This window comes from Collinsella sp. BM28 (assembly GCF_054551995.1).
The window spans coordinates 1,911,128-1,937,704 of the sequence record NZ_JBTOLJ010000001.1 but is presented as its reverse complement, the minus strand read 5'-3'; the positions used below and the strand labels follow the sequence as shown (position 1 = coordinate 1,937,704).

Here is a 26,577-nt window from a genome sequence, read left to right as displayed (position 1 = left end):
TCCATTTCTGCACCTGCAGAGTGCGTCAACGAGCTACATCTGCAGGGCGATGTAAGGTTTCATTCGGGTAACTATACTAGAGGAAATGGGAAATCGCGTGCGAGTGTGACGCGCCTGCCCTCGCTGGATACAATAGAGGGACTCGAACGTTCTCGAAAGGATCCTCATGGCACGCGATTCCAAAGTCTGGCGCTGCGGCAAGTACGAGCTCAAGTTCGATCGCCCGCGCATCATGGGCGTCCTGAACGTGACCCCCGATTCGTTTAGCGATGGCGGCGAGCACCTCGACACCGATGCCGCGATTGCGCACGGGCTCAAGATGCTCGACGACGGTGCCGACATCATCGATGTCGGTGGCGAGTCCACACGCCCCGGCTTTACCCCGGTCGATCCCGATACCGAGGCGCAGCGCGTGTTGCCCGTGGTCAAGGCCCTTGCGCGGGCGGGTGCCATCGTGTCGATCGACACGCGTCACGTGGAGGTTGCCAAGGCCGCCGTGCGCGTGGGCGCGTCGATCGTGAACGACGTGACGGGCTTCACGGACCCGCGCATGGTCGATTTTGTGAAGGATAGCGATTGCGGCCTCGTGGTCATGCATGCAGGTGAGGTGGGCGAGTTTGAGCGTCCGCGCACCCACACCGCCGTGCAGCTTGACACCTCGGCCGCCGCGTTCATGGCCGAGAAGGCTCGTGAGGCGGAGGCCGCGGCCCGCGCCTTGGGTGCAACCGGCAAGTCCAAGCGCGCTGCCAAGGCCAAGCTTATCTCGGGCATGATTCAGCCGTTGCAGCCGCAGCTCCCGTTCGATGCCGCGGCGGTTGGCCCGAACGGCGACGCCGCCGCGCTCGGCGACGAGTCTCCCGCCGCCGAGAGCGAGGTCGTCGCGCTCGATATGCCCCAGTCCGCCGCCGTTGCCGCGGAGCCCGCAGTAGCCGGCGACGACCTCGCCTCCGTTATGGCACGTTCCGCCGCTCGCACGGGCTCGGGTAACCGCACGTCGCAGCTCCGCCGCTTCACCCTGCCCGATTCCGCCCCCATCATGCGTCGCGTCATGGGTTTCCTCTCCGATCAGGCCCGCGCGCTCATTCACGCGGGCGTCGACCGCGAGCGCATCTGCCTCGATCCCGGCCCCGGTTTTGGCAAGGATGCCAACGAGGACATCGTGATCCAGCGCGAGATGGGCAAGATCGCCTCGCTCGGCTATCCCACGCTGTGCGCCGTGTCGCGCAAGCGCCTGGTGGGCGCCATCGCCGGTGTCGAGGACGCACATGACCGCGACATCGCCACCTTCGGCGTGTGCCTGGGAGCTATCGAGCAGGGTGCCAACATTGTTCGCGTGCACGACGTTGCGGGCTTTTACCAGTTCCTCAACGGCTTCTGGGCCATTGCGCGCCCTCAGCCTCGCCGCGCATACGTGGCGCTCGGATCGAACAAGGGCCAGCGAGAGGAGAACATCCGCGCCGCCCGCGACCTCATTGCGCAGATTCCCATGACGTGTGTCTCTGCCAGCTCGCGCATCTACGAAAGCGAGCCCGCGTACGAGACGCGCCAGCCGGCATTCGCCAACGCCGTGGTTGAGATCAAGACCGAGCTCGCTCCGCTCATCCTGCTCGAAGAGCTCATGAAGATCGAGCAGAAGCTCGGCCGCACACGCGGCAAGGGTACACGCCCCAACGGCCCGCGCGTTATCGACTGCGATCTGCTGTGGATGGATAACGAGATCCATGGCGGCGAAAAGCTACGCCTCCCGCATCCCGGCCTGGGCGAGCGCGATTTCGTGTTGGTTCCGCTTGAGGACCTCATGCATAACCCGGCGCGCTTCTTCCGCTACGAGGGCCTCGACGTCAAGGAGCCCGAGGACCGCGTGGGCCACGTAGTGGCGGAGCTCGGCACCCTGTAAGCCGCCCGCTCGCGTCCGCGGTGGGGGAGCGCATGCAGGCACCGCGCTGGGCTGAACTGGGTCAGGCTGAACGGACCCAGCCCAGGCCAGCCTGACCCAGTTTGGGCCGGGTTAGGCCAGGCGGCGGTAGATCTCGCAGATGCCCTTGATGGTGAGCTGGGTGTCGACCACATCGAAGACGTCGGTGGCCTCGGAGACGATGCCCGCAAGTCCGCCCGTGGCTATGACGCACGCGTCGTCGCGCCCCAGCTCGCGCTTGATGCGCGCGACCAGCCCCTCCGCCATCGCGGCGGCACCCACCACCGTGCCGCTCTGCACCGCCTCGACGGTGTTGCGCCCGATGGCATGCGCCGGAGCTTCGAGGGGCACGCTGGCCAAACGGGCCGCGCGGGCGGTAAGGGCATCGAGTGACACGCGGATCCCGGGGGCGATACACCCGCCGATATACGCTCCATGTTCGTTCACCACGTCGATGTTGGTCGCTGTGCCAAAGTCCACCACGATGCTCGGGCTGCCATAGAGCGCCGCTGCCGCGGTGGCGTTGGCAATGCGGTCGGCGCCGACTTCGGCAGGTGAGGCTGCCTCAATTGCGGTTACGGCGGAGGTTTGCGCCCCGACCACGATAAGACGCGCGCCAATCACTTCGGCCACGCCCTCCCATTCGCGCATGAGCTGAGGGACGACTCCGGCGAAGGCAATGGCATCCACGCAGGAGAGCTCGAGTCCGTCTTTGCGGAAATAGCCGAGCAGGCGCACGTGTATCTCGTCTTTGGTGAAGGCGCGGTCGGTGGGCATGCGCCAGGCATGCAGGAGCTCGTTGCCGTCAAACAGGCCGAGGGCGGTTTGCGTGTTACCCATGTCGATGGCTAGCAGCATGATGATGAACCTTCCGTTAACGGGGAGGAATTGCCGCACGATGCGGCCTGCCAGCGCACATTGTATACTTATTGGCTGTCAAAAACGCAAAGAGCGCCGCCATGGGCTCCCGCCGCGTCGGGGCGTCCGCGTGGCGAGGGCATGAGGAGCGACATGAACAAGAAGGCCAAGCGTCGTTTAGTGGTGATGGGCGGCATCATTGCCATTGCCATGCTGGTGATCGTGGCGATTGCGGGGGCGGGTGGTTCCGCTTCGTCGGTTACGGTCGCCGACGTCGCAACCGGATCGTACCAAGGTAAAAAAGTCCAGGTGAGCGGCGTGGTCGTGGCAGATTCTATCGAGAAGGACGGCGCGCGTGTGACCTTTGACATCGCGCCTGAGGATGAGTCGGGCGCGCCGAACCCCTCGGTTCGTCTGCGCGTTGGCTACGAGGGGGCGCTGCCCGCGACGTTTGGCGCGGGTGTTGTGGCCATCTGCACGGGTGACGTGGACAACCCGCCGTTCCTCAACTGCACGGAGATGGTCACCAAGTGCCCGTCCAAGTACGAGAGCGCCGAGGGATCCCTCACGGTGAAGGGTCTACTCGACCAGGCGGACGCCATGCTGTTCGAGGACACCAAGGTGTGCGGTTATGTTGAGGGTGACGTCAACGATGCCAGCTCCGCCATTCGATTCACCATCGAATCCCAGGGCGCTACGCTCAACGTGGTGTATAGCGGAGGGCTTGATGAGCAGATCGCGGACGGCGTCGCCGTGGTCGTGTCCGGTCATCTTGATTCCGATGGCAACTTCGTGGCGACGGAGCAGCCTGCAATTGATGCCTCCATCACCAAGTAGGAACGTAAAGGACAACGAAATGGGCCCGTGGGCGCGCATGGCGTCGACGCGCGGGATGTCGAGATACGGGAAAGGTGCTGCATGGTATCGACGATAGGTAATGTATTCCAGGCGCTCGCCCTGGTATTCGCGCTGGTGTCGGCAGTGCTGCTCGTGGCGAGCGGCAAAGTGGCAAGTACGGGGGCGGCAGGTTCCGGCGCCGCGCCCTCAACGGCCCCGGAACCCTCGGTGCCGATTGCGCGCATGCGCCACGCTGGGCAGGCGTTCGTCTACGCGAGCTTCGCCCTGCTGACGGCATGTGTGGGCATCATCCTCGTGTGCATGCTCACGGAGAATTACAGCCTAGCGTATGTGGTTTCGAATTACCCCGCGACGGACAGCCCCCTGCAGCCGCTCTACCGGGTGAGTGCCGTGTGGGCCGGTCGCCAGGGATCGCTGCTGTTGTGGACGTGGCTCATCTCCGCCTTCGTTGCCGTGCAGGCGTGCCGTCGCCGCCGCGCACATGAGGACCTCACGTTGGTGGCCCTGGGCGTGGCGCAGGTCATCGTCGCCCTGTTCGTCGCAGCGCTCGTGTTCTCGAGCTCCAACAATCCGTTCATGCCCACCGCCGCCGAGTACCTCAACGCCGACGGCACGCTCGCCAGCAAGATCGGCGGCATGAACCCGTTGCTCATGCATTGGGCGATGATTCTCCACCCGCCGGCGACCTTCATCGGCTACGCCGCCATGACGTTGCCGTTCGCGTACGCCATGGCGGCTCTTATCACGGGCGATCTTTCGGCCCGCTGGGTCGAACTGTGCGACCGCGTTGCGGTGTTCGGTTTTATCTTCCTGTCCATCGGCATGGGCCTGGGTGCCGTGTGGGCGTACGTGGTCCTGGGCTGGGGCGGTTTTTGGGCATGGGACGCCGTGGAGAATGCGAGCCTTATGAGCTGGCTCACCTGCGTGGCGATGATCCACAGCTTTACGATGTACCGTAAGCACGGCATCTTCAAGCGTTGGAGCATGTTCACTGCCACCATCACGTTCATTTTCGTGGTGCTTGGCACGTTCATCACGCGCTCGGGCTTGGTCCAAAGTGTGCATGCGTTTGCCGAGGACCCGGTGTCCACATATTTCTTCCTAGCGATTATGGTGGCAAGTGGCCTAGCGTTTTTGCTTGGCCTGCTGTACCGTCACGGCGAGATCGGCGAGGATGACGACCAGATCGAGTCGATGCTCTCCAAGAACGGATCGTACTATCTCACGAACATCATCATGGTGATGGCGGGCGCGCTCGTGGCCTACCTTACGGTGTCGAGCGCCCTTCCCACATGGATGCCGCTGGGCGGCGCCGTGGTCGCGGCGGGTGCGTATAACGCCGTGGCGCGGCCGGTCGCCGTCGTGGTGCTACTGCTCATGGCTGTGTGTCCGCTCCTTGGTTGGCGCAAGACGCAGGGCCCTGCGTTTTGGGGGCATATGCGCCGTCCGCTTGCGGTGGCCGCCTGCCTTTTTGTGGCCGGACTTGTGCTCTTTGGGACGAAGCTGATGCCCACCTACAGTGCCATCTTGGCCGATGGCGGATCGGCTGCCGACGCTTTGGCCGAACAGGGGCCCGCGGTGTATTACTTCGCGCTGACAATCGTGGCCCTCGCGGCTATTTCGCTGCTGATTGCCGCTTCGGCCTACCTTTTGGTGCGCGGGGTGCGGGCCCGCATGCGGAACAAAGGAGAGGGCGCGCCGGCCGCCGCGTTCAACCTGTTCCGTCGCTCGCCTGCGCAGGCCGGCGGCTACCTGTGCCACCTGGGCATTGCGATCGCCGCGCTCGGTCTGGTGGGTTCCATGATGTACGTGCGCGATGTGACGGTGAGCCTTGCCGGCGAGAAGGGCGAGTCGGTCCAGGTGGGGGGCTACGTGCTGACCCTGACCGATACCGAGCGCTATGCCGACAGCCAGGATAACGAAGTCATGCGCGTGGAACTTGATGTGGCTGATGAGCAGGGGAACCTAATGGGGCATGTGGCACCTTCCATGAAGGTTGCCGCCGCAACGAGTCAGTCGACCCTCGATGCCGCGGTGCTTACGCGTCCGCTCGAAGACTTGTTCGTGGCGTTCCAGGGCCTGAACGCCGACGGCACGCTTTCCATCAACGTCAAGGTCAACCCGCTCATCCTGTTGACTTGGGCGGGCGGCGCCATCTCGACTTTAGGCATCGTCTTGGCATTCGCGCCGCGTCGTGCCACGCCGCTGCTGGCGGCAGACGAGCGCGCTCGTGCCCAAGCGAAGGCGAATGCGCGATGACGGCCCGTCCCCTGCCGTTTGCCCCCGGTTCCCGCGATGGGGCTTTGGGAGCGTGCGATCCGTTCGCCATTGAAGCGCGTGGCCTTGTCAAGCAGTTCGGCGGCAGGCGCGCGTTGGATGGGGTCGACCTCGTGCTGCCCCAAGGCGCCTTCCTCTCAATATTTGGCCCCAACGGCGCCGGCAAGACAACGTTACTGCGCGAGCTCGCCTTGCTGGCGCGCCCCACATGCGGCGAACTGCGTATGCTCGGCGTAAATGCCCTGGAGGAGCCCGATGCCTTGCGCGCTCGCGTAGGGCTCATTTCCCACAAGCCGATGCTCTATGGAGACCTGACCGCCCAAGAGAACCTGGCGTTCTTCGCCTCGCTCTACGGCATGGCGGGTGCTGCGGCACAGGCGCGCATCGACGATTTGCTGCGTTTGGTCGAGCTCGATCATCGGCGGAACGACTGCGTGCGTACGTTCTCGCGCGGCATGCAGCAGCGGCTCTCGATTGCCCGGGCACTTATCAGCGACCCCGAGATCGTGTTGCTCGATGAACCCTATTCCGGACTCGACCCTCATGCGGCGGAGCTCTTCGACCAGCTTATCGACCGTGTGCGCGAGGGGCGGACCTTCGTGATGGTGAGTCATGACCTCGAGAAGGGCTACGACCTATGCACCCATGCCCTCATCCTGGCGCAGGGCGCGGTCGTGGTGTGCGCCCAGAAGGCCGACGTGGACCGCGGGGCATTCCGCGACTTGTATTTGGCGACCGTGGGAATGGGGGTGGCGTAGATGGAGGAGAAGCGGGAGAGCCTGCGTCGTGGTGACGTGGGGGCGCAGGGTGCCGTTGTCGCTCCGGGTGCCGCCGTTGGCGCGGGTGCTATCGGCGCCCCGCGCGCCTCGGACGCCCCGGCCAAGCCCTCAACCTCCAAACCCTCGGCGTTCGCCCAGTATCGCGCCCTGTTGGGCAAGGACGTGCGGCAGGAATTGCGCACGCGCGAGATGCTCACCTCGATGGCTGTGTACTCGCTTTTGGTGCTGACGGTGTACGGGGCCGCGTTGGCGCAGGTGGGGGACAAACTGCAGGTTGTCTCCTTTTCCGGCGGTCTGCTGTGGGCACTTATCGTGTTTACGAGCCTGCTTGGTCTCAATCGCAGTTTTTCGCACGAGACCGAGTCGGGCTGCCTGGAGGGCATCCTGCTGGCGCCGGTTGACCGCGCGGTCGTGTTCTTGGCCAAGACGACTTCGAATCTGCTGTTCCTGCTCGCCGTTGAGCTGGTGACCGTACCGCTGTTCTTCGTCTTCTTCCTCTCGGGTGCACCGCTGTCCGCCACTGCGCCGATGATCGTGCTGCCGTTGTTGGTGGGCACGGTGGGCGTCGCCGGTGTGGGCACCTTGCTGTCGACCATGGCGATCGACACGCGCGGCAAGGACGTCTTGCTCGCCATCCTGTTCATACCGGTGGCGTTTCCGCTGCTGTATGCATGCGTCTCGGCCACCGGCGTCGCGCTCGCTGGCGTTGAGGGAACCTTTGCCACGTTCTGGAGGAGCCTTGCGCTCGCCGGCACCTACGATGTCGTGATGATTGCAGCCGCTTGGGGCCTCTACGAGTTCGTTCTCGATTCGTGATCCAACGAGCTGGTACCATACCTAATCAAAAAGGAAGGGGGTCTTGTGACCTTGAAGAAATCTAATGCAATGGTGCCCGCCCTGCTCGTGCTGGGCGCGCTGCTCATCGCGACTGACGTGGTATGGACGTTCACCTTGGCGCCGCTCGTGCAGGGTGCGCGACTGTCCGAATCCGTGGTGATTGCGGGGCAAATGGTCACCACCAAGTTGCTGCTGAGCCAAAAGATCTTCTACTTGCATGTTCCCGTTGCGATTGCCTCGTTCGTGTTCATGGGGGTGGCGGCTTACCACGCCCTGCGGTTCCTTGTGACCAAGGACCGTGCGCGCGATGTGCGCTCGCGCACCGCCATGCAGGTCACGCTTGTGTTCATCGTGGCAACCATGATCTCGGGCGATCTTTGGACGCGCTTCGAGTGGGGCGTCTGGTGGGTGTGGGAGCCTCGACTCACTACGTACTTCATCCTGATGCTGCTGGTGATTGGGTACTTTGTGCTGCGCAACGCGCTCGATGATCCCGAGAAGATCGCACGCTTCGCCGCAGTGTTTTGCGTTGTCTCGTTTGTGGATGCGCCCATTTCGTTCCTCATCACGCGCTTGGTGCCGAGCTCGGTGCATCCGGTGGTGTTCAGGACGGATTCTGGTCTGCCGCCGCTTATGCTCATTCCGTTTTTGCTGGGTATGGCGGGTGTGCTCATGGTCGCGTTTGCTCTGTATCGCTATGCGCTGCGGGTGAATGCCGCCGCCGATGAGGTTGAGGAGCTCAAGCGGCGCCTTGAGGATTTCGATTCCGCCGCGTCCCGTGCGGCCGCCGCCGAGGCGCTTGAGCGCCTGCGGACAAAGGCCGCGACCGTCGTTGCCGATGGCCGCGATGGCGCCAGCTGCGCCGCGGTCGTTTCTCCCGCAACCAACGAGCCTGAGGAGGGCTAAATGGATCCGATTCTTTCCGAGGTCTATTCGACTGTTTTGCCTGCGGCGCCCTTTGTCTTGGCTGCGTATGTGGGCATCTTGCTGGCGTTGTTTGTGTTCGTACTCTCCTTGTGGCGCAAATCAAAGCGCACGGAGGCCGACATCGAAGCGCTCAGGCGCGCGCTCGAGGAGCGGGAACGGGAGTCCCGATAGGGCACATTCCTTCTTCTGCGAAAGCTTAAACCCCTATAAAGCCAAAACGGCCCTTGGCAGGTGGCTGTCAAGGGTCGTTTTCCGTATATCACGTGAAGATGCGTGTGCCTTACGATGCCCTTGTGAACGAAGGTAGGGGTGCTGAGCTGGGGTGTCAGAACATGCGGACTCAGGTGCAAGCCATGCGTGAGAAGCCGTTGGAGAACTGGTCGGAAGCGCCTGATACGCTCGTGCTCCACACAGAGAAGGAGGACGAGATGACCGGGTTGTGCGTGAAGGCGGATCCAAATGCGGGACCGCGGGGCTTTTTGGAACAAGCACTCATCGATTCGGTGAGCGATGAGCAGGCGGGTGGGGACAGTTGGTGCGGAGTACCGCTCGGCAGATGGCTGCGCGATGAGGGCCGTGTTCCCATGCGAGCGGCAAAGACGCATCTAAGCAGGTTGGCGGCGTATGCCAACAGTACGGGGGAGACGATCACCGTGGTGAGAAACGGCATCCCCTGGTTCGAGATACGACCCCTTGCCGCCGATTTCATGTCGACGGTGTAGCCACACGCAAAAACTTCGCCCACCCGTACCCGCAAAGCGCGGTTCGGGTGGGCGAGGCGAGGGATTGGGCAAAGATGCGGGGGCTTGTCCGCTATTCGAGTTCGAATGCGCCGGTGTAGAGCTGGTAGTAGTAACCCTTCTTGGCGATGAGCTCATCATGCGTGCCGCGTTCGATTACGCGACCGTGGTCGAGGCAGATGATCACATCGGAGTTGCGGACCGTCGAGAGTCGGTGCGCGATGACGAACGTGGTGCGTCCCTGCATAAGGGCATCCATGCCGCGCTGGACAATCGCCTCGGTGCGCGTGTCGATGGAGCTCGTCGCCTCATCGAGAATCATCGCGGGCGGATCGGCGACGGCGGCACGGGCGATGGAGACGAGCTGGCGTTGGCCCTGGCTGAGCTGCGAACCGTTGCCGGTAAGCATGGTGCTGTAGCCATCGGGCAGGCGGCGGATGAAGTCGTCGGCACCTGCGAGCTCGGCTGCCTTGATGCACTCCTCGTCGGTCGCATCGAGCTTGCCGTACCGGATGTTGTCCATGACGGTGCCGGTGAACAGGTTGACGTCTTGGAGCACCACGCCCAGGGATCGGCGAAGGTCTGCCTTCTTGATCTTGTTCACGTTGATGCCGTCGTATCGGATCTTGCCGTCCGCGATGTCGTAGAAGCGATTGATGAGGTTGGTGATCGTGGTCTTGCCTGCGCCCGTAGCACCGACAAACGCCACTTTCTGACCGGGTTTGGCGTAGACCGAGACGCCGTGCAGAACCTCATGGTCGGGGGTGTAGCCAAAGTCGACATCGACCATGCGGACGTCGCCGCGCAGCGGAACGTACGTCACGGTGCCGTCGGCCTTGTGCGGATGCTTCCACGCCCAGAGGCCCGTGCGGTGATCAGCCTCTTCGATCTCCCAGGTGCTGGGGTTGACCTGGGCGTTGACAAGCGTCACGTACCCCTCGTCAACCTCCGGCTCCTGGTCGAGCAGCTCAAAGATGCGGTCCGCTCCGGCGAGACCCATGACCACGGCGTTGATTTGCTGGGAGACCTGTCCAATCTGGCCGCAGAACTGTTTTGTCATATTGAGGAAGGGAGCCACCACGGCGATGGACAGCGGAAGGCCGGAGAAGGAGAGGTTGGGCACGCCGAGCGCCAAAAAGACGCCACCGGCAAGCGCAACCACGACATAGATGAGGTTGCCGAGGTTCATCAGGATGGGCATGAGGATGTTGGCGAACATGTTGGCCTTCTGCGAGACCTCGAAGAGCTTCTCGTTGCGCTCGTCGAAGTCCTCCTCCGCCGCATGTTCGTGGCAAAACGCCTTGACGACCTTCTGGCCGTTCATGACTTCCTCGATGTGTCCCTCAACAACGCCGAGCTCGGTTTGCTGCGCGATGAAGAAGCGCGCGGAGTTGGAGCCGAGCAGCTTGGTGAGGAACGTCATGACGGCTACACCGGCGATGATCACCAAGCCCATCCATGCCGAGAAGTAGAACATGATGAACAAGACGGTGGCGAGCACGATGACGGTTTGTAGGAGGTTGGGAAGGGACTGCGAGATCATCTGGCGCAGCGTGTCGATGTCGTTGGTGTAGTGCGACATGATGTCGCCGCGCTGGTTGGTGTCGAAATACCTGATGGGAAGGTCCTGCATGCGATTGAACATCTTTTCACGGAGCTTCTCGAGAGAGCCCTGCGTGATGACGGCCATGTAGCGATTCCAGAACAGGGAGGAGAGGTTGCCTATGAGGTAGATAATGGCGAGGGCGGTCACGAGGCCCACAATCTTGGGCTGTGCCGCCGCCCAGTCACCCGTCTGCCAAGAGGACGAGATGACTTCGAGGGCTTTTTGCAGGAAGAGCGAGCCAACTGAGTTGATGAGGCCGCATAGGAGTACGCCGGCCATGACCAACGGCAACAGGACGGGGTAGAACGAGAACAGCATCTTGACGAGACGTTTGAGCGTTCCGGGGCGGCGATTCTTTGCGCGAGCTGCGGTGGTTGCCTTACTCATGCGCCTCACCTCCTTCCTGAGCCTCCTCGCTCATCTTGTTTTGAGAGACGAATGTCTCGCGGTAGATCTCGGAGCTCTCCATGAGCTCGTCGTGCGTACCGATGCTGGCGATGCGGCCGCCCTCCATGACGATGATGCGGTCGGCGTCCTGCACACTCGTAATGCGCTGCGCGATGATGAGCTTGGTTGTCTCGGGCAGGTATTCGGCCAGACCGGCGCGGATCTTGGCGTCCGTCTTGGTGTCGACGGCGCTCGTGGAGTCGTCGAGAATCAAGATCTTGGGGCGGCGGAGCAGGGCGCGCGCAATGCAGAGGCGTTGCTTCTGGCCACCGGAGACGTTGGAGCCCCCCTGCTCGATCCACGTATCGTAGCCCTTGGGGAAGCCGTCGACGAACTCGTCGGCACAGGCCAGGTGTGCCGCCTCTCGGACCTCATCGTCGGTGGCATCGGGATCGCCCCAGCGCAGATTGTCGGCGATGGTGCCGCTAAAGAGCACGTTCTTCTGCAGAACCATGGCGACCTGATGACGCAGGGAGTCGAGGTCGTAGTCGCGAACGTCACGCCCACCCACACGGACCGTGCCCTCGGTGACGTCGTATAGGCGTGCGATGAGGTTGACGAGCGTGGACTTCGCGGATCCGGTACCGCCGATGATGCCGATGGTCTCGCCGCTGGCGATGTGAAGATCGATGCCATCGAGCGCCTGCCGCTCGGCATGCTCGGAATACTTGAAGCTCACGTTGTCGAAGTCGATGGAGCCGTCCGCGACCTCATAAATGGGTTCGTTCGGATTGGCGATGGTGGGCTCGTCGTGAAGCACCTCGACGATACGATTGGCGCTTTCCTCGGCCATGGTCACCATGACGAAGATCATGGAGAGCTGCATGAGGCTCATGAGAATCTGGAAGCCGTAGGTGAAGGTGGACGAGAGCTGGCCGACGTCGAATAGCTCGCCCTGGCTCGTGATGATGAGCTTGGACCCGAGGAAGATGATGAGGACGAATGCGCCGTTGACGCACAGGTTCATCATCGGGTTGTTGAAAGCCAGAAGCTTTTCGGCGCGGGTGAAGTCGGCGCAGACGTCCTGCGCGGCGTGCGCGAACTTCTGCTTCTCGTAGTCTTCGCGCACGTAGCTCTTTACCACGCGCATGCCGGTGACGTTCTCCTCGACCGATTCGTTGAGCGCGTCGTACTTGTGAAACACGCGGGTGAAAATGGGGCCGACCTTGTGGATGATGAAACCAAGACCGCCACCGAGCAGCGGAATCATGGCGAGATACACGAAGGAGATGGAACCGCCCATGGCGTAAGCCATCGCGAACGCGAAGACCAGCACGAGCGGCGCACGGACGGCGATGCGGATGATGAGCATGAACGCCTGCTGGACGTTGGTGACGTCGGTGGTGAGGCGTGTGACCAGCGAGGAGCTGGAGAAGCGGTCGATGTTGGCGAACGAGAACGTCTGGATCTTGTAGAAGAGGTCGTGACGGAGGTTCTTGGCGAATCCACAGCTCGCGTAGCTACAGGTAATGCCCGCAGCGGCACCGAACAGCAGCGATATGAGAGCGATGACGACGAGGACCCCGGCCGTGGGCAGGATCTCGGCGACCGTTGCGCCGTCTTTGATGACGTCGATGAGGTTGGCAGTCACAAAGGGGATCGCCATCTCGCAGGCGACCTCGAACAACACCAAGATTGGCGTGGCGATTGTGGGCCACTTGTAGTTTCGAATGGATGCAGCAAGCGTATTAACCATCTAACTCCTCCCAGGTCACACGGATCTTCTCGAGCATTTCGGCGAGTTGTTCTTGCTCTTCGACGGTGAGTGCCGAGAACGCGGCGCGTCTGAAGGCCTCCCGCTTGTCGTGCTCGTGCTGGGCGAGCTCCCGACCCGCCTGCGTGAGGTGCACGAAAAGCTGACGGCGGTCCTTGGTGTCGCGCGTACGCTCAATGAGCCTCGCACACTCCATTTTGGATAGGATCTCCGACAACGAGCCGGGCTTGATCTCAAAGCGAGATCCGAGTTCCTGCTGCGAGAGTCGGCCCCCACAGCGGTCGAGCATGCACAGGATGGGCACCTGCCCCGATCGCCCACCGCCGTGAAAGTGCATATAGTGCCCGCAGAAACCCAGGCCCTGCAGGATGCGCTTGGCACGGGCAATGTCCTCGTCAGTCTCCGCCGGGGCGCTCGCGTCAAGCGCCTCGTGGTACTCATGGTCTGTCATCTCCACCTCCCATATATGTCATTGTTGTTTGGCCGTGTAGAGATTAGGACTCTTGCGAACAACAGTCAAGGTACCAAATAATCAGGAACCGAATTAATTTTTGGTTCGTGCACAACCCGTTTTAGAAGCATTCCGTCAAGCTTGAGGTTTTGCCGCATTTTGACTCCCCGCTGAGCGGCCGATTGATTAGACTCGCAAACACGCAGGTAGAAGAGGTTCTACGGCTATGAATGCTTGGGAATTCGCGCAAAACTGCGACAGACTTTCGATGGTGGGGCACCGGGCTCCGTAAAGGGGCTTCGCAGAGCGAAAAACGGGGATAATGGATGCAACGGCGCCCGATTGGAGGCGCCAGCCTGGCGGGGTTGCCATGTGCGCCGCTTCGCCCTCGATTGAAAGGTCCTGCCATGTCGACTGTCACCACCATTGCCAAAGGCAACGTCACCGCTCAGATATCATCCATGGGCGCCGAGCTCACAAGCTTCGTCGTAGATGACAGGGAGTATCTGTGGCAGGCTGATCCAACGTTTTGGGGCAAGCACGCACCGGTGCTGTTTCCCATCGTGGGCTCCATCCGTGGCGGGGAGGCAACGTGCTCAGAGGGCGCCTGCCGCATGGAACGCCACGGCCTCGCCCGCACCGCGGAGCACGCCGTCGTCGGCATGGCTGAGGATGGGTATGCGGTGACGTTCGAGTACCGCGACACCCCCGAGACTCTCAAGGCCTACCCATATCACTTCAAGCTCAACATGACCTACGCAATCACGGGCGATGCCACGCTGACACAGACGTTCACCGTCACCAACACCGGTGACGTTGATCTGCCGTTCTCCGTTGGCGGCCACCCCGCGTTTAACGTTCCCGCGCCGGGCGCCGAGAGCGAGGACTTCGAGGATTACGTTTTCGAGTTCGCCGAGCCCTGGACGTGCACCGCACCTCGCATCGCCGAGGGCGGCCTCCTCACCTTCGATGAGTCCTTCGTCCCAGTCGAAAATTCGGACGTGCTGCCGGTTACGCGGAGCCTGTTCGCGCACGATGCCGTTATGCTCACCGATGTCCCCGGCGGAACGCTCACGCTGCGCGGCACCAAGAGCGGTCGCGGCATGCGTGTCGACTTCGCCGACTTCAAGTACATTGGTCTGTGGTCCGCCCAAGAGGGCAACTCGCCGTTCATCGCGCTGGAGCCTTGGACCGGCCATGCCACGCTCACGAGCGAGGACGACGTACTTGAGCATAAGCGCGACATCACGATCCTGGCGCCCGGCAAGACCGCGGAGTACAGCTTTAGCATGACCGCGCTTTAATGCTCGGACCGATCGCGTATACTCGGGCAAATCGCGTGCGCCGAGCGTGAACTGGGACAAGCTTTGTGCCGCATGAGAGAGCGTGCCGATGGGCGGGTCGTTGCCACGGGGCGGCGGCCCGCCGTGCGTGGGGCCATTTTCGTGCGAGGCGTGGCGTGGCTCAGCTGCGCACGTCGGAGCTTGAAGCGTTGTGCTGCAAAATTCCCTTTCAGTAAAAGCACCCTATCTAATTACTGAGATCTCCGGTTCCTCGCTACTGAGATCTCCGGTTCCTCGCGGAGCCACCGCGCTTCAAGTCCGACCCGTCACGCGGCCGGGTTCGTGCGTGTTCGGCCTCGTGGGACATCTTGGCGCTTATGCGCCGCCCGGCGCGTTGGATGGGCCGAACCACAGGGCGGGCAACTTTCTTGACAGGTTCGGGCATCTTGTGCGGATCGAATTCCGTGGGGCTCATGATGTTGAACCGGATGGACCACCAACGGATGAACATCGTGAGCGCGACGCTGATGAACGCAGCAGCGATGTTCCACATTCCCAGGCTTTCGATGAGAACCATATAGGTGATGGCGCCGGCGATTGCCGCCATGGCGTACAGGTTGCTGCGCCGGAAGATATAGGGTACGCGCGCAAGGCATATATCGCGCAGCATGCCGCCGCCCACGGCGGTGATGAAGCCCATCATCACGCAGGTGATGGGCGGGTAGCCGTATGCCATTGTTTTGTCGGCACCCATGACGGCGAACAGGCCGACGGCGAAGATGTCGAGAACGGAGATAAGCCGGTCGGGCTTTTCGACCATCCAGGGAAAGGCGAAGACGGCCGCCGCGGTGCCGATGGATACCGGCAGGGCGAGGGGTTGCTGCAGGATGTAGACGTTGTGCTCCTGAAGAATGACATCGCGGGTCAAGCCACCGCCCAGCGACACAAGCACGGCGAGGCCGATGGCGCCGATGAGGTCGAGCTTGTTTTCGCGCGCGGCGAGCACACCAGACGCCGCCGCCACGATGACGGCGACCATTTCGAACGCAATGGGGATCGGGACCATCTCTTCGCCCAAGGCCATCGCGTTGGCAGCGTGTGCAGTAACTGCCAAGACGGCTGGACTCATGGCTGGTCTCCCTTCACGATGCGCCTGCGATGCGAGCCTGCAGTGCACTTGCCCTGCGCGCCGACGCCCGCGCCTTCGATGCGCAGCGGTGCCTGCGCCTATCAATCTTAGCCGAGGTATGGCGCGGGGCGAAGTACGCATCGATATTTGGTCTGCGCGGCCGGGGTCCGTTTTGGATGTGAGGAATCGTGGGTTTGAAACAGAATGGGAGTTTCAAACCCACGATTCCTCACATAAAGGGGCATGGTAATGTGATTTATCATGGGTTTGAAATGATGCGTTCATTTCAAACCCGTCTTTTCTCACAAAGTGCGGAGCTCGGGCTGCCCAGGGGGCCAGATGGGACTCGAGCTACCCAAGGACCCGAGCTGCCGAGAGAGGCCAAGGCGCCAGATGGGGCACGCGATGGGTGCTTGGGCCCGGGCGGTGACGGGAGCCTGCTGGCGTTGACGGGTGCCCGCAGCCCTGACGGCACTTGCGGAGGGGCGATGGGCACCTAACGGGGGGGGGTGATGGGCGACAGGGCTCTATCGACCCGCTGGGTCTCTGCGGATTCCCGCCATGGTCACCGTCTTCCCGCGCTTATCGAAACGTGTTGCGCTGAGTGTGCTAAGTGTTTCGCTGAAGTTGGAAATCAAGAGGCCCGCCGGGTTTGGCAATCTTTCTCACAATTTCACTTGCGCGCGTGGGAAAGTACGGTACAATAGCCCCTGCATTCACGGAGAGTTGTCCGAGTGGCCGAAGGAGCACGATTGGAAATCGTGTAGGCGCCAAAAGCGTCTCCAGGGTTCAAATCCCTGACTCTCCGCCAGAACTTTCAGCGGCACGCATCCATATGGGTGACGTGCCGTTTTCACTTCTTACGGAGGAGTGGCAGAGTGGTTGAATGCGGCGGTCTCGAAAACCGTTTACGGGTACTCCCCGTACGAGGGTTCGAATCCCTCCTCCTCCGCCATTTTCGAAACAGAGGCGAGCCCGCGCGGCTCGCTTTTTCGTATCCCCTGCGTGGATTCGAACCCGTGAGGGGGCGGAGCTGAGGAAACGCGGCAGCGTTTTCCAGCGTAGCCCGCAAGCGCCGTAGGCGCGCAGCGAGGGGAGGGCGCGGAGCGCCCGGCGAATCCCTCCTCCTCCGCCATTTTCGAACCAGAGGCGAGCCCGCGCGGCTCGCTTTTTCGTTTACCTTGCATGGATTCGAACCCGCGAGGATCCTTACGGTTGACTTGCGCTCGTCTTAAGCCCTGCTTAATCCCGTGCACGCGCGTGTACAGGGGGCGTTCATCGGGATACACTGCATCTTGAAAAAGATGTCCAACATGGAGATGAGGCAGAATGAACGCACGAAACCTGGGATTTGTATCCTCATGGCATATGCTCACGCGCGATAAGGGCTGGCTTAAGCCGGTCCTGGTGCTGACGTTGGTGGGCTGGATTCCCATTTTGGGGCAGATTGCCTTGCTCGGCTATGGAATGGAATGGGCGCGTCTCACCGCTTGGGGTGTAGACTCGGCACCCAAGCAGCGCGGGGTCGATTACGGCAAGGTGCTCTCCACCGGCGGCCGTGCGTTTTTGGTCACGATTTCGATGGGAATCGTGGTGGCACTGATTTTGCAGGTCGTGTTCCCCGGATCTTTGTATCTGCTCGTCTCCGGCCTGACGGGCGGCAACGCGGTGAGCACGATGCTCGCCGTAACGTCCGGTGCGACGTTCTCGTTGTTCACCATCTTCGCGAGTGGTCTTATGGGTTCGTTTTTGCAGGCGGCGTCGCTTCGTTCCACGTTGTACGACAGCTTTTCCGCGGGTTGGCGTCTCGACCGCCTCTTCCAGATGATCGGCCGCGATTTCGGCGGATTTCTACATACGTTTGGCGTCGTGTTCATAGGTGGGCTTATCTCGGGCGCCTATGCGTTCATCGTCACGCTTGTTTGCGGTCTGGTTGCCGTGGGCAGCCTCATGAGCGCCACCGCATTCATGGGCATCTCGGGGTCCTATATGAGCGGTTGGCATTTCATTCTCGAACGGCTGCTGCAGATCGGCGCTGGTCCGCTGCTGCTGTTCTTGCTGTGCGTCATCGCCCTCACGTTTATTGGCGGAGTGATCAGCACCGCAATGAGCCTGGTTTCGATGAACGCGATGGGACAGTGGTTCTGCCGCTTTGACGTGGACCGCTGGGGTGTTTCGGGCGATCCGTTGCCTGCTGACGTGCCGCATCGGGATGGCTACGCGTCTGGCGTGCAGTCCGCTCCCGTTCCCCCCGTCACCCCTGCAGGCGCGACGAATACCGATTTCGTTACCGAGCCGTCCACGTCCGTTCCCGCCGAGCCGTCTGCCCATGCGGCGCAGGAGCCCGCCGCATCGCCTGTAGAGCCGTCGACCCCGCAGGCTGACCCGGTTACGCCCTTGTCGGAGGATGCCGATATTCCCGTCGATCCGGTTGTTCCCTTGGACGCGGAGGAGGGCTCTTGCCCGTCCAGCGATGCGGCAAGTTGCACCGACTCCTCGGGCGAGTCCGAGCAGGGGAGCGCGGAGGATTCTAAGGAGCCTATCCTTTTGGGCCCCATTACCTCGGATGATGAGGCCGAGGACAAATAAGGTCCGGAAAAGACCCGGTACCTTGTGTGCATCGTGTGAAGACGACGTGAGCCCCCGTGCGTGGTAGTTCTGAGGAGAACCCACGTACGGGGGCCATTGCATGGCGGGGTCGACGTGCCGATGACCTGCGAGGGCGTGGGTCGTGTCGGATGATGCGGAAAGGGCGGTCAGGGCTTGCGCTGCAAAACGCAGAATTGTGTCGGGATGGCGTGGCATGCTGGTGCCATGGCGGATCACACACGCGAGCGCCGGGGCAGAGGCTCTTGCATTTGTGGAGGTCATGGGGTGGATGATGGGGCACCTTGCAAGATGTGCAGACTCGGCTATAGTTAGCACGTCTTTTCCTGCTTCGGGCGCACCTTCACGACCCGAAGCCGTTTGTCCAGAGGAGGTGACCACATGAAGGCTTATGAACTGCTGTTCTTCGTTAACCCCAACCTCGATCCCGAGACTCGTCTCGCCGTGATGAAGCGCATCGACACCACGATCGCCGAGGGCAATGGTAAGGTTGACAACGTCGACGAGTGGGGCAAGCGCAAGCTCGCTTACGAGATCGACAAGCTCACCGAAGGTGACTACACCCTCATCAACTTCCATGCAGACCCGGCTTCCATCGCGGAGCTCGATCGCGTGCTTCGTATTACCGACGCCGTGATCCGCCACATGATCGTCCGTCGCGACGACCAGGAGTAGGTCATTTGTATGGATGCGGCACCCATATGCGCCGCATGAGAGGTAGTGAACACGTATGAGCATCAACCGAGTCAACATTTCCGGTAATCTTACCCGCGATCCCGAGTTGCGCGTTACTTCTGGCGGCACGCAGGTCCTGAGCTTCGGCGTGGCCGTCAACGACCGTCGCCGGAATCCTCAGACGGGCGAGTGGGAGGACTACCCGAACTTCGTGGACTGCACGATGTTCGGCACCCGCGCGGAGGCCGTGAAGCGCTATCTCTCGAAGGGGTCGAAGGTCGCGATCGAGGGCAAGCTCCGTTACAGCTCTTGGGAGCGTGACGGTCAGCGCCGCAGCAAGCTCGAGGTCATCGTCGATGAGATCGAGTTCATGTCCCGCGGTCAGCAGGGCGATGCGGGTGGTTATGCGCCTGCCCCGTCCTACGGTCAGCAGGGCGGCTACGCTCCTGCGTCCGCTCCGCAGCAGGCTCCGGCGCCCATGGCGGCTCCGGTTCCCCCTGCGGTCGACGTCTACGATGAGGACATCCCGTTCTAGGGGTGATTTGTAGTTGACGGCACGGCATAAGCCGAGCCGTCGTTCACGAAAGGTATTGAGACATGGCTAATGATTATTCTGCCCGTCAGCCGCGTCGCAAGTACTGCCAGTTCTGTAAGGAGGGCACTGAGTATATCGACTACAAGGATACTCAGCTCCTCCGCAAGTACATGACCGACCGCGGCAAGATCAAGCCGCGCCGCGTCACTGGCGCCTGCACGCAGCATCAGCACGACATCGCGAACGCCATCAAGCGCGCCCGCGAGATGGCTCTCCTGCCGTACGCCGTGCCCGTGGTGTCCACCCGCGGTCCTCGCGAGAAGAAGTAGGGAGGGTACCCATGAAAGTTGTTCTGCTTGACGAGATCAAGGGCAAGGGCGGCGAGGGCGACATCATCGACGTCGCTCAGGGTTATGCCGAGAACTACCTGATTCCGCAGAAGCTCGCCGTTGCTGCTACCAAGGGTAACCTCAAGCAGCTCGAGGAGCGCCGCAAGAATATCGAGAAGCGCGAAGCCGTCCGTCTTGCCGATGCTGAGGCTCTCAAGGCCAAGCTCGAGGGCCAGAAGGTCCTCGTCGATGCCAAGGTCGGCGAGGAGGGCATCCTCTTCGGTTCCGTCACCGCCGCCATGATCGCCGACGCGATCAAGGCCCAGCTGGACGTCGAGGTCGACCGCAAGCGCATCGAGCTCGGTAAGCCGATTAAGGTTGCCGGCGCTCACGAGGTGTCCATCTCCATTTACCGCGAGATCCGCACCTCCATCATCGTCCTCGTGGGCGTTGAGGAGGCCGAGGCTGACGAGGCCGAGGCTGAGGTTGTTGCCGAGGAGACTGCCGAGGTTGAGACCGAGGCTGCCGCCGAGTAGCACGTGCCGCACGCATAGCATATAGCGACTCGAATGGGGTCCCGTGCCAAGCGCGGGACCCCATTTTGCTGTTGGGCCGATGCGGGCGCGCCAAATGAGGACGTGATCCACTGGCGCCCCGATGGCGCTCGAGGGGTCACTGCCGGACTCAAGGCACGCGTGCCATCGGGGCGCGTGCCGGTGTGTGCGGCTTGGGCCTGCGCGGGAATCAGTCAACAGCGGTGTTCAGCGTGTTTTCAGTCTGCGCTCATGACGGAAAGATTGGTAGGTACCACAAATACCAGTCTGAATAAGACCTGATAAAAATGTGGAAGGTATCTTCTGGTTGTAACCAGTACTGACCGTTTGCCGATGATAATCGGCCGTTGGCGGTGCCCCCCCTCGTATCTAAACCACTTACCCGCTTGGGATATGGTCAATCTGTTTAATTGGGGGCGGACTGTGCAGATGGTCCGCAAGTGAGGAAAGGGGGGTGCGGATGAGGAAGAGCAGATTTGCGACAGTTGCCGCTTTTGCAGTAGCTGGCGTGCTCAGTTTTTCTGCTCCGGCGCAGGCAATGGCGGCGGGTTACGGTAGCGTAATCGCCAATAAAACCGGTGATACCGTCACAATGGGAAACGATGCGATATCGCGTACGTGGTCCATCAAGGACGGTGTCCTCAAGACCACCGAAATAAACAACAAGCTTGGAAAATCGAAATTCACGCCTCAGGAGGGCTCCGAGGAGTTCTATATCGAGCAGCTCGTTGAGAGTTCTCGCGTGGAGCCAAGTGAGGCGCTGACGAGTGTCAAACCCGCTGGGAAGGCGCCCGCGACGGCGACCGTCGAGGTTTCGTCGACTATGGACGAGGCGGGGAACGCCGCCGCAAACGCGATTGACGGCGATCCTGCCACCTACTGGTGCTCCGAAGACACCAAGGGCGGGCAGTCGATAATCATCAACTTTGACGGTGCGAAGACTGTCGCGTCCTTTGAATACACGCCGCGCGTAAGCGGAACCAACTGGGACTGCACCGGTCGTATCAAGAAGTACGTCCTTGAGTATAAGCAGGGCGACGCTTGGACTGAGGCTGCGCGGGGCGAGTTCAACGCTACTGGCAAGACTGCGGTTCAGCTGAACAAGGCCGTTACCACCACGGCGCTTCGCCTCACGGCGACTGAGTCCCATCACTGGGATGCTAACAAAATCAACACCGCGATCAACGTCGCTGAGTTCGACGCCAAGGACGCCGCTGGCAAGAGTGTGGTCACCGCCAGTGCCACCACCTCGTGGTCTGCCGAGGCGAGCTCGGTGCAGAACGGTGACGGCGGCGGTGTCGCCGCGCTGTTCGACGGCAACGTTGGCACCTACTTCCACTCTCGCTACAACAACGATGGCACGGGCACTACGAACCAGATGCCCGTGGACATCACCATCGATCGCGGCGAGGGTGCCAAGTCCGCCTTCCAGACCGTCGGTTACGCCGGTCGTCCGGGCAGCGCCACCTCGAACGGCAATGTGCAGAAGTTCGAGCTGTACGTTGCGGACAGCAAGAGCGACCTTTATAAGGAGACCAGCAAGAAGGGCTCCTTTACGGTCGACTACGCCGGTGCCTACGATGGCAACACGTCCAAGATGATCTACTTTGGTCTCGATGAGGCACAGAGCGGTCGCTATGTGGGCTTCCGCGTGACGCAGGGCGCGAACGGCAACTTTGTCTCCGGATCTGAGCTCGACTTGTTCGCCGAGAAGTTCACCTCCGTTCCCAAGGGCGAGGGTTCGGGCTTTGCCGCCAGCAAGCTCAAACTCAAGGACGTGGCGATTTCCGATACCACGGACAAGCCCGGCAAGATGATCGCCTTCACCTTTGACGCCGCCCAGTTCGGCTCCGCCGACGGCACCGTGGTGGAGAAGGTCGTCATGTACGACGGCGACCACTTCATGCGCAAGTTCCTCGAGGTCAAGCTTGAGGACGAAACGGCTCGCATCAACTTCATCGACGGCGAGCACATCGTCACGTCGAGCGATGACACCATGTGGACGGTCCCCAAGGAGTCCGGCGTCGTGCAGATGGACGCTGCCAAGGCGACGCTCGGCCAGCCCATCTACGTGAACGGCCTGTTCATGGGCTCGGAGTTCCCCGAGACCGACACGCAGATTGCCGACAGCCTGGGCCGCACCCGCTATTGGACGGGCAAGAACTTCGCCGATTTCAAGCGCGACAACCAGCTCACCACGGACGGAAAGTACGTCTCGTGGCAGACGGTCTGCGGTGCCACCCACTCGAACGGCTCCGACATGAACGTTGTCCAGTCCGACTTCTACGCCTACATCACGAGCATCTCCAAGCCGAGTGAGTTCCGCATCCAGTACAACTCCTGGTTCGACAACATGATGTTCATCGACGACGAGAACATCATCGAGTCGTTCAAGGCCGTGGATAAGCAGCTCTCCGAGACCGGCGTGCGCCCGCTCGAGTCCTACGTGGTCGACGATGGCTGGAACCAGTACCGCAAGAACGAGACGCAGTACACCACGGGCGACGATCTGCGCAGGAACGGCTCGGTTGACGGCAAGTACGGCGTCAACAACACCGGTTTCTGGCAGTTCAATAACAAGTTCCCCGACGGTCTGACCCCGTCTTCGAACTTGGTGCGCAAGCTCGGCTCCAACTTTGGTGTTTGGATCGGCCCGCGCGGCGGCTACAACTACTACGGCAACCTTGCCTCGATCATCCAGGATGCGGGTAAGGGCTCCTCTGCCGGCGGCTCCATCGACGTGGCCGACCAGCGCTACGTGACCAACTTCACCGACATGGCCGTTACGTGGATGGAAGATTACGGCGTCAACTACTGGAAGTGGGACGGCTTTGCCGACAGCGCCCAGTACGGCGCCTTTGCCTCGGGCGAGAGCGCCGTGGGCTATGACGAGGCTCACCAGCATATGTACGGTGGTCCCAACGGGTACTTCCACGCCACCGACCTGTGGGAGAAGTGGATCGTCCTGTTCGACAAGGTGTGGGAGACCGCCAGCACCGAGCAGATCGAGGATCTGTGGATCTCGCTCACCTGCTACGTCAACCCCAGCCCGTGGTTCCTGCAGTGGTCCAACTCCGTGTGGATCCAGTGCGTGGGCGACCGCGGCGAGGTCCACGGCGGCGCGGGCAACGACAAGATGAACACCATGCTCACGTACCGTGACGCCTGCTACTACGAGTTCATCAACTCCAACCAGTTCCAGTTCCCGCTCGCAAACCTCTACAACCACGATCCGATCTACGGCAAAGAGGGCACCGGCATCACCGCCGACTCCATGGACGGCGAGCAGTTCCGTAATTACCTGTTCATGCAGGGCACGCGCGGCACCGCCTTCTGGGAGCTCTACTACTCCGACTCGCTCTTCAACGACGAGAAGTACCTCATCAACGCCGACTTCCTCGCATGGGAAGAGGGCAACTTCGACATGCTCCGCAACGCCAAGTGGATCGGCGGCGACCCCGCGTCGAACGCTGGCTTGACGAGCAATCCCACGGTCAACACGCCCGGTACGCAGGAGGCCTACGGCTTCTCAGGTTTCAACACCGCGGGCAACGAGGGCATCATCTCCATGCGCAACCCGGCTAACGCCGAGCGCACCATCGAGTTCACCCTCGACGCCGGCATTGGCTGCACCGAGGATGGCACCTATCAGGTCGTGCGCGACCACGTGTACACCCAGGGTGGCAAGAGCGCTGCCGAGGCACCCAGGACCATCGCCAAGGGCCAGAAGGTCTCCGTGACCCTGAAGCCCGGCGAGACCCAGATTTGGCACCTCTCCAAGGGTGGTGACACAACGGCGCCTACCTTTGAGCGCCTGTACAACGAGGGCAATACGACGCTGCGCGTTCAGGCTTCCGAGCACGTGTACAATACCCAGCTCGAGGTGCTGATCGACGGTAAGAAGGTGGAGCTGGCCGAGGACGCCATCACCGCCTACGCCGACCTCAAGACCTTTGACATCACCCTGCCTGCCGCTCCCGCCAACGGCGCGGCGGTCGAGATCAAGGCGATTGCCGGTGCCGATTCTGCCGGCAACACGTTTGAGGGCTCCATTGTTCGTACCTTCCATGCCGACGGCCTCATCCTCACAGGGACGCGTGCCGCTGGTTCCGTGGAGGGTCCGAATGGCTTTACCGTTGTGGCGACCGTCAAGGACGCCGCAGCGGATACCGTCCTGCTCTCCCAGGGCGATCAGTGGGCGCTCGGTATCGATGCCGAAGGCAAGGCCTACTTCACCGTTAACGGTGTGACCGCCACGTCCGAAAGCACCGTCTCCGGCATCACGACCATCAGCGGTGCCCGTGAGAACAACGGTATGCTCAAGTTGTACGTGAACGGCGAGATTTCCGGCAACGGCTACGATGTCGAGAAGACCGCTGGTTACAGCATCAAGGCGGGCGAGATCAAGGTCGATGCCGCCGCGACCGATTACAAGGTGTACGACCGCGCACTGGGCTACGACGAGGTTCCGGCCTCTCCGCTCGAGGACCTTATTGCCGAGACCCGCGCCCTCAAGGACAAGGTGACCGCCGAGTCCTGGGCCGCGGCGAACATGGATGCTCTGCTTGAGCAGGCCGAGGAGGCCTTGAAGAGTGGCGACACCGCTGCCCAGCAGGCTGCCTATGACGCACTGCGCGCCGCCCGTGCCAAGCTGGTTCCCGGCCTGGGCGAGCCCGAGTTCGTGAACCACGCAAAGGGCAAGAACGCCTCCGCGCACTGGACCGCGGATGATTCCGCCGCCGAGAACAACCCCGATCGTCCTGCGAGCATGGCGGTCGATGGCGAGAAGGGCTCGAGCGCCATGTATGGCGAGTTCGGCCATGACGACCGCGCTGAGAGCTCGTATCTCCAGGTCGATCTGGGGGCCATTGAGGACGTGACGGGCATCAACCTGGTCCGCTTCTACAGCGACGGCCGCACGTATCCCAACACCACCATCGTCCTTTCCGAGGACGAGACGTTCGACGCGGACGACACGATCGTCTACAACTCCGATGCCGACAACAAGAACGGCTTTGGCAAGGGTGAAGACGAGGCGTACGCCGAGACCGCCGAGGGCAAATCGTTCGACGTCGCCCGTGGAACGAAGGCGCGGTACGTGCGCGTGTACATGAACGGCAACACGCGCCCTGGCCATACCGGTAATACGAACCACGTCGTTGAGCTTGAGGTCATGGGTCCCGAGCAGCAGACGCTGGGCGATCCGTTTGGCATCGAGAAGCTCGATGCGATCATCGCCCAGGCAAAGACCGCCCTTGAGAACAAGGACAGCTACACTGCCGATTCGGTGGCGCAACTTGAGACCGCGCTGAAATCCGCCGAGGAGTTTGCGGCCAAGGTCCGCGCCGAGATCGAGGCGGGCACGTTTGAGACCACCTATGGTGAGTTCGACGCCGCGTGTGATGCGCTGCAGAAGGCCATCGACGCGCTGGAGCTCGCTAAGCCCGAGTCCCAGCAGGAGCACACGGTGACCTTCGACTACGGCTACGAGGGCGTGGCGCCCGAGTCCGTTACCGTTGTCGATGGCAAGGCGGTTACCAAGCCGAACGACCCGATCCGCGCGGGCTACGTCTTTAAGGGTTGGACGCTCAACGGCAAGGTCTACGACTTCTCTGCTGCCGTTACAGGTGACATCACGCTCGTGGCGCAGTGGGAGAAGGCCGGAAGCACCAATCCGGACGACCCCTCGAAGCCCGGCTCTGGAACCACCGAGCCCTCCAAGCCTGGTACGGGCCTTCCCGGCACGGGCGACTCTACGCTCCTGATGGTGGGCGGCATCGCGATCGTGGGCATCGGCATTGCCGCTGCTGGCCTCGCGCTTGCTAAGCACCGGAGGTAGTTCAAGCTGCAGGTTGCAGCATAGGGACATTACGAACCCTATTCCCTTGGGACCCCGCATCGTTGTGCGGGGTCCTTTTTGCTGTCGCTTCCGTGGGAAAACTTGAGAGAAATCCACAGGGCCTGTGTCTTGGCGTGCGAACATGTGAAAAAGTCCCAGTTGGAAGGGGCTGGGCTCAAGTTCAAGTACCACTTCAAGGTTGCAAGCCCTCTACCAG

Annotated in this window: 20 protein-coding genes and 2 tRNA genes; 17 read left to right on the top strand and 5 right to left on the bottom strand. The window is 61.8% G+C overall.

What is annotated here, in order from left to right:
• Positions 1-166 precede the first annotated feature (166 nt).
• Entirely contained in the window at positions 167-1,897 is a 1,731-nt protein-coding gene (folP, locus tag ACX9NZ_RS08365; RefSeq protein WP_302741967.1) for a dihydropteroate synthase, read from the top strand.
• Positions 1,898-2,008: 111 nt separating this feature from the next.
• On the opposite strand, the gene ACX9NZ_RS08360 is transcribed toward folP, so the two are convergent.
• The gene (locus ACX9NZ_RS08360) at positions 2,009-2,773 is read right to left on the bottom strand and encodes a type III pantothenate kinase (protein WP_294122247.1); all 765 of its coding nucleotides are present in this window, start codon (positions 2,771-2,773) and stop codon (positions 2,009-2,011) included.
• Positions 2,774-2,926: 153 nt separating this feature from the next.
• Here ACX9NZ_RS08360 and ACX9NZ_RS08355 point away from each other — a divergent pair, with 153 nt between their 5' ends.
• From ACX9NZ_RS08355 to ACX9NZ_RS08325, 7 genes are all read left to right on the top strand, one after another.
• Entirely contained in the window at positions 2,927-3,610 is a 684-nt protein-coding gene (locus ACX9NZ_RS08355; protein ID WP_294122248.1) for a cytochrome c maturation protein CcmE domain-containing protein, read from the top strand.
• Between the two features lie 81 nt (positions 3,611-3,691).
• Positions 3,692-5,890 carry a heme lyase CcmF/NrfE family subunit gene (locus ACX9NZ_RS08350; RefSeq protein WP_407496208.1) on the top strand — a complete coding sequence of 733 codons (2,199 nt, stop codon included), beginning with the start codon at positions 3,692-3,694 and terminating at the stop codon, positions 5,888-5,890.
• Entirely contained in the window at positions 5,887-6,666 is a 780-nt protein-coding gene (locus tag ACX9NZ_RS08345) for an ABC transporter ATP-binding protein (RefSeq protein WP_118654061.1), read from the top strand. The genes ACX9NZ_RS08350 and ACX9NZ_RS08345 overlap by 4 nt, the downstream gene beginning before the upstream one ends.
• Complete coding sequence (locus tag ACX9NZ_RS08340; protein ID WP_304291961.1) at positions 6,667-7,503, top strand: heme exporter protein CcmB; 837 nt, start codon at positions 6,667-6,669, stop codon at positions 7,501-7,503.
• Positions 7,504-7,548: 45 nt separating this feature from the next.
• The gene (gene ccsA / locus ACX9NZ_RS08335; RefSeq protein WP_233546210.1) at positions 7,549-8,430 is read left to right on the top strand and encodes a cytochrome c biogenesis protein CcsA; all 882 of its coding nucleotides are present in this window, start codon (positions 7,549-7,551) and stop codon (positions 8,428-8,430) included.
• Positions 8,431-8,622, top strand: coding sequence for a hypothetical protein (locus ACX9NZ_RS08330; RefSeq protein ID WP_118654063.1), 192 nt, complete (start codon positions 8,431-8,433; stop codon positions 8,620-8,622).
• A 182-nt stretch (positions 8,623-8,804) separates the two neighbouring features.
• Positions 8,805-9,173 carry a type II toxin-antitoxin system Phd/YefM family antitoxin gene (locus ACX9NZ_RS08325; protein ID WP_147352853.1) on the top strand — a complete coding sequence of 123 codons (369 nt, stop codon included), beginning with the start codon at positions 8,805-8,807 and terminating at the stop codon, positions 9,171-9,173.
• Positions 9,174-9,264: 91 nt separating this feature from the next.
• On the opposite strand, the gene ACX9NZ_RS08320 is transcribed toward ACX9NZ_RS08325, so the two are convergent.
• Genes ACX9NZ_RS08320 through ACX9NZ_RS08310 form a run of 3 tightly spaced genes read right to left on the bottom strand, consistent with a single transcriptional unit; the run spans position 9,265 to position 13,409 of the window.
• On the bottom strand, positions 9,265-11,184 hold the full coding sequence (locus tag ACX9NZ_RS08320) for an ABC transporter ATP-binding protein (protein WP_407496212.1): 1,920 nt from the start codon (positions 11,182-11,184) through the stop codon (positions 9,265-9,267).
• Entirely contained in the window at positions 11,177-12,940 is a 1,764-nt protein-coding gene (locus ACX9NZ_RS08315; RefSeq protein ID WP_294159879.1) for an ABC transporter ATP-binding protein, read from the bottom strand. Before ACX9NZ_RS08315 ends, ACX9NZ_RS08320 begins: the two co-directional genes overlap by 8 nt.
• Positions 12,933-13,409: a MarR family winged helix-turn-helix transcriptional regulator gene (locus ACX9NZ_RS08310; protein WP_118654067.1), complete on the bottom strand. Its 477-nt coding sequence runs from the start codon at positions 13,407-13,409 to the stop codon at positions 12,933-12,935. The genes ACX9NZ_RS08315 and ACX9NZ_RS08310 overlap by 8 nt, the downstream gene beginning before the upstream one ends.
• A gap of 407 nt (positions 13,410-13,816) precedes the next feature.
• On the opposite strand from ACX9NZ_RS08310, the gene ACX9NZ_RS08305 reads away from it, so the two are divergent.
• On the top strand, positions 13,817-14,713 hold the full coding sequence (locus ACX9NZ_RS08305; protein WP_407496215.1) for an aldose 1-epimerase family protein: 897 nt from the start codon (positions 13,817-13,819) through the stop codon (positions 14,711-14,713).
• Between the two features lie 253 nt (positions 14,714-14,966).
• Here ACX9NZ_RS08305 and ACX9NZ_RS08300 read toward each other — a convergent pair whose 3' ends face one another.
• Complete coding sequence (locus tag ACX9NZ_RS08300; RefSeq protein WP_407496217.1) at positions 14,967-15,821, bottom strand: trimeric intracellular cation channel family protein; 855 nt, start codon at positions 15,819-15,821, stop codon at positions 14,967-14,969.
• A 720-nt stretch (positions 15,822-16,541) separates the two neighbouring features.
• Between ACX9NZ_RS08300 and ACX9NZ_RS08295 the strand changes: the two genes are divergently transcribed.
• The 8 genes from ACX9NZ_RS08295 (at position 16,542) to ACX9NZ_RS08260 (ending at position 26,360) form a co-directional block, all read left to right on the top strand.
• Positions 16,542-16,632, top strand: a tRNA-Ser gene (locus ACX9NZ_RS08295).
• Between the two features lie 53 nt (positions 16,633-16,685).
• Positions 16,686-16,776 (top strand) — tRNA-Ser (locus ACX9NZ_RS08290).
• Between the two features lie 374 nt (positions 16,777-17,150).
• Positions 17,151-18,410 (top strand): DUF4013 domain-containing protein, encoded by a 1,260-nt coding sequence (locus tag ACX9NZ_RS08285; RefSeq protein WP_118654070.1) that lies wholly within the window; start codon positions 17,151-17,153, stop codon positions 18,408-18,410.
• Positions 18,411-18,809: 399 nt separating this feature from the next.
• Positions 18,810-19,103 carry a 30S ribosomal protein S6 gene (gene rpsF / locus ACX9NZ_RS08280; protein ID WP_118654071.1) on the top strand — a complete coding sequence of 98 codons (294 nt, stop codon included), beginning with the start codon at positions 18,810-18,812 and terminating at the stop codon, positions 19,101-19,103.
• Between the two features lie 55 nt (positions 19,104-19,158).
• A complete protein-coding gene (locus ACX9NZ_RS08275) occupies positions 19,159-19,638 on the top strand; it encodes a single-stranded DNA-binding protein (protein ID WP_118654072.1) in 480 nt (159 codons plus the stop codon).
• Between the two features lie 62 nt (positions 19,639-19,700).
• Positions 19,701-19,967 (top strand): 30S ribosomal protein S18, encoded by a 267-nt coding sequence (rpsR, locus tag ACX9NZ_RS08270; protein ID WP_006721901.1) that lies wholly within the window; start codon positions 19,701-19,703, stop codon positions 19,965-19,967.
• 11 nt (positions 19,968-19,978) lie between these two features.
• Complete coding sequence (gene rplI / locus ACX9NZ_RS08265; protein ID WP_118654073.1) at positions 19,979-20,503, top strand: 50S ribosomal protein L9; 525 nt, start codon at positions 19,979-19,981, stop codon at positions 20,501-20,503.
• A gap of 478 nt (positions 20,504-20,981) precedes the next feature.
• Complete coding sequence (locus ACX9NZ_RS08260; protein ID WP_118654074.1) at positions 20,982-26,360, top strand: discoidin domain-containing protein; 5,379 nt, start codon at positions 20,982-20,984, stop codon at positions 26,358-26,360.
• Positions 26,361-26,577: the final 217 nt, after the last annotated feature.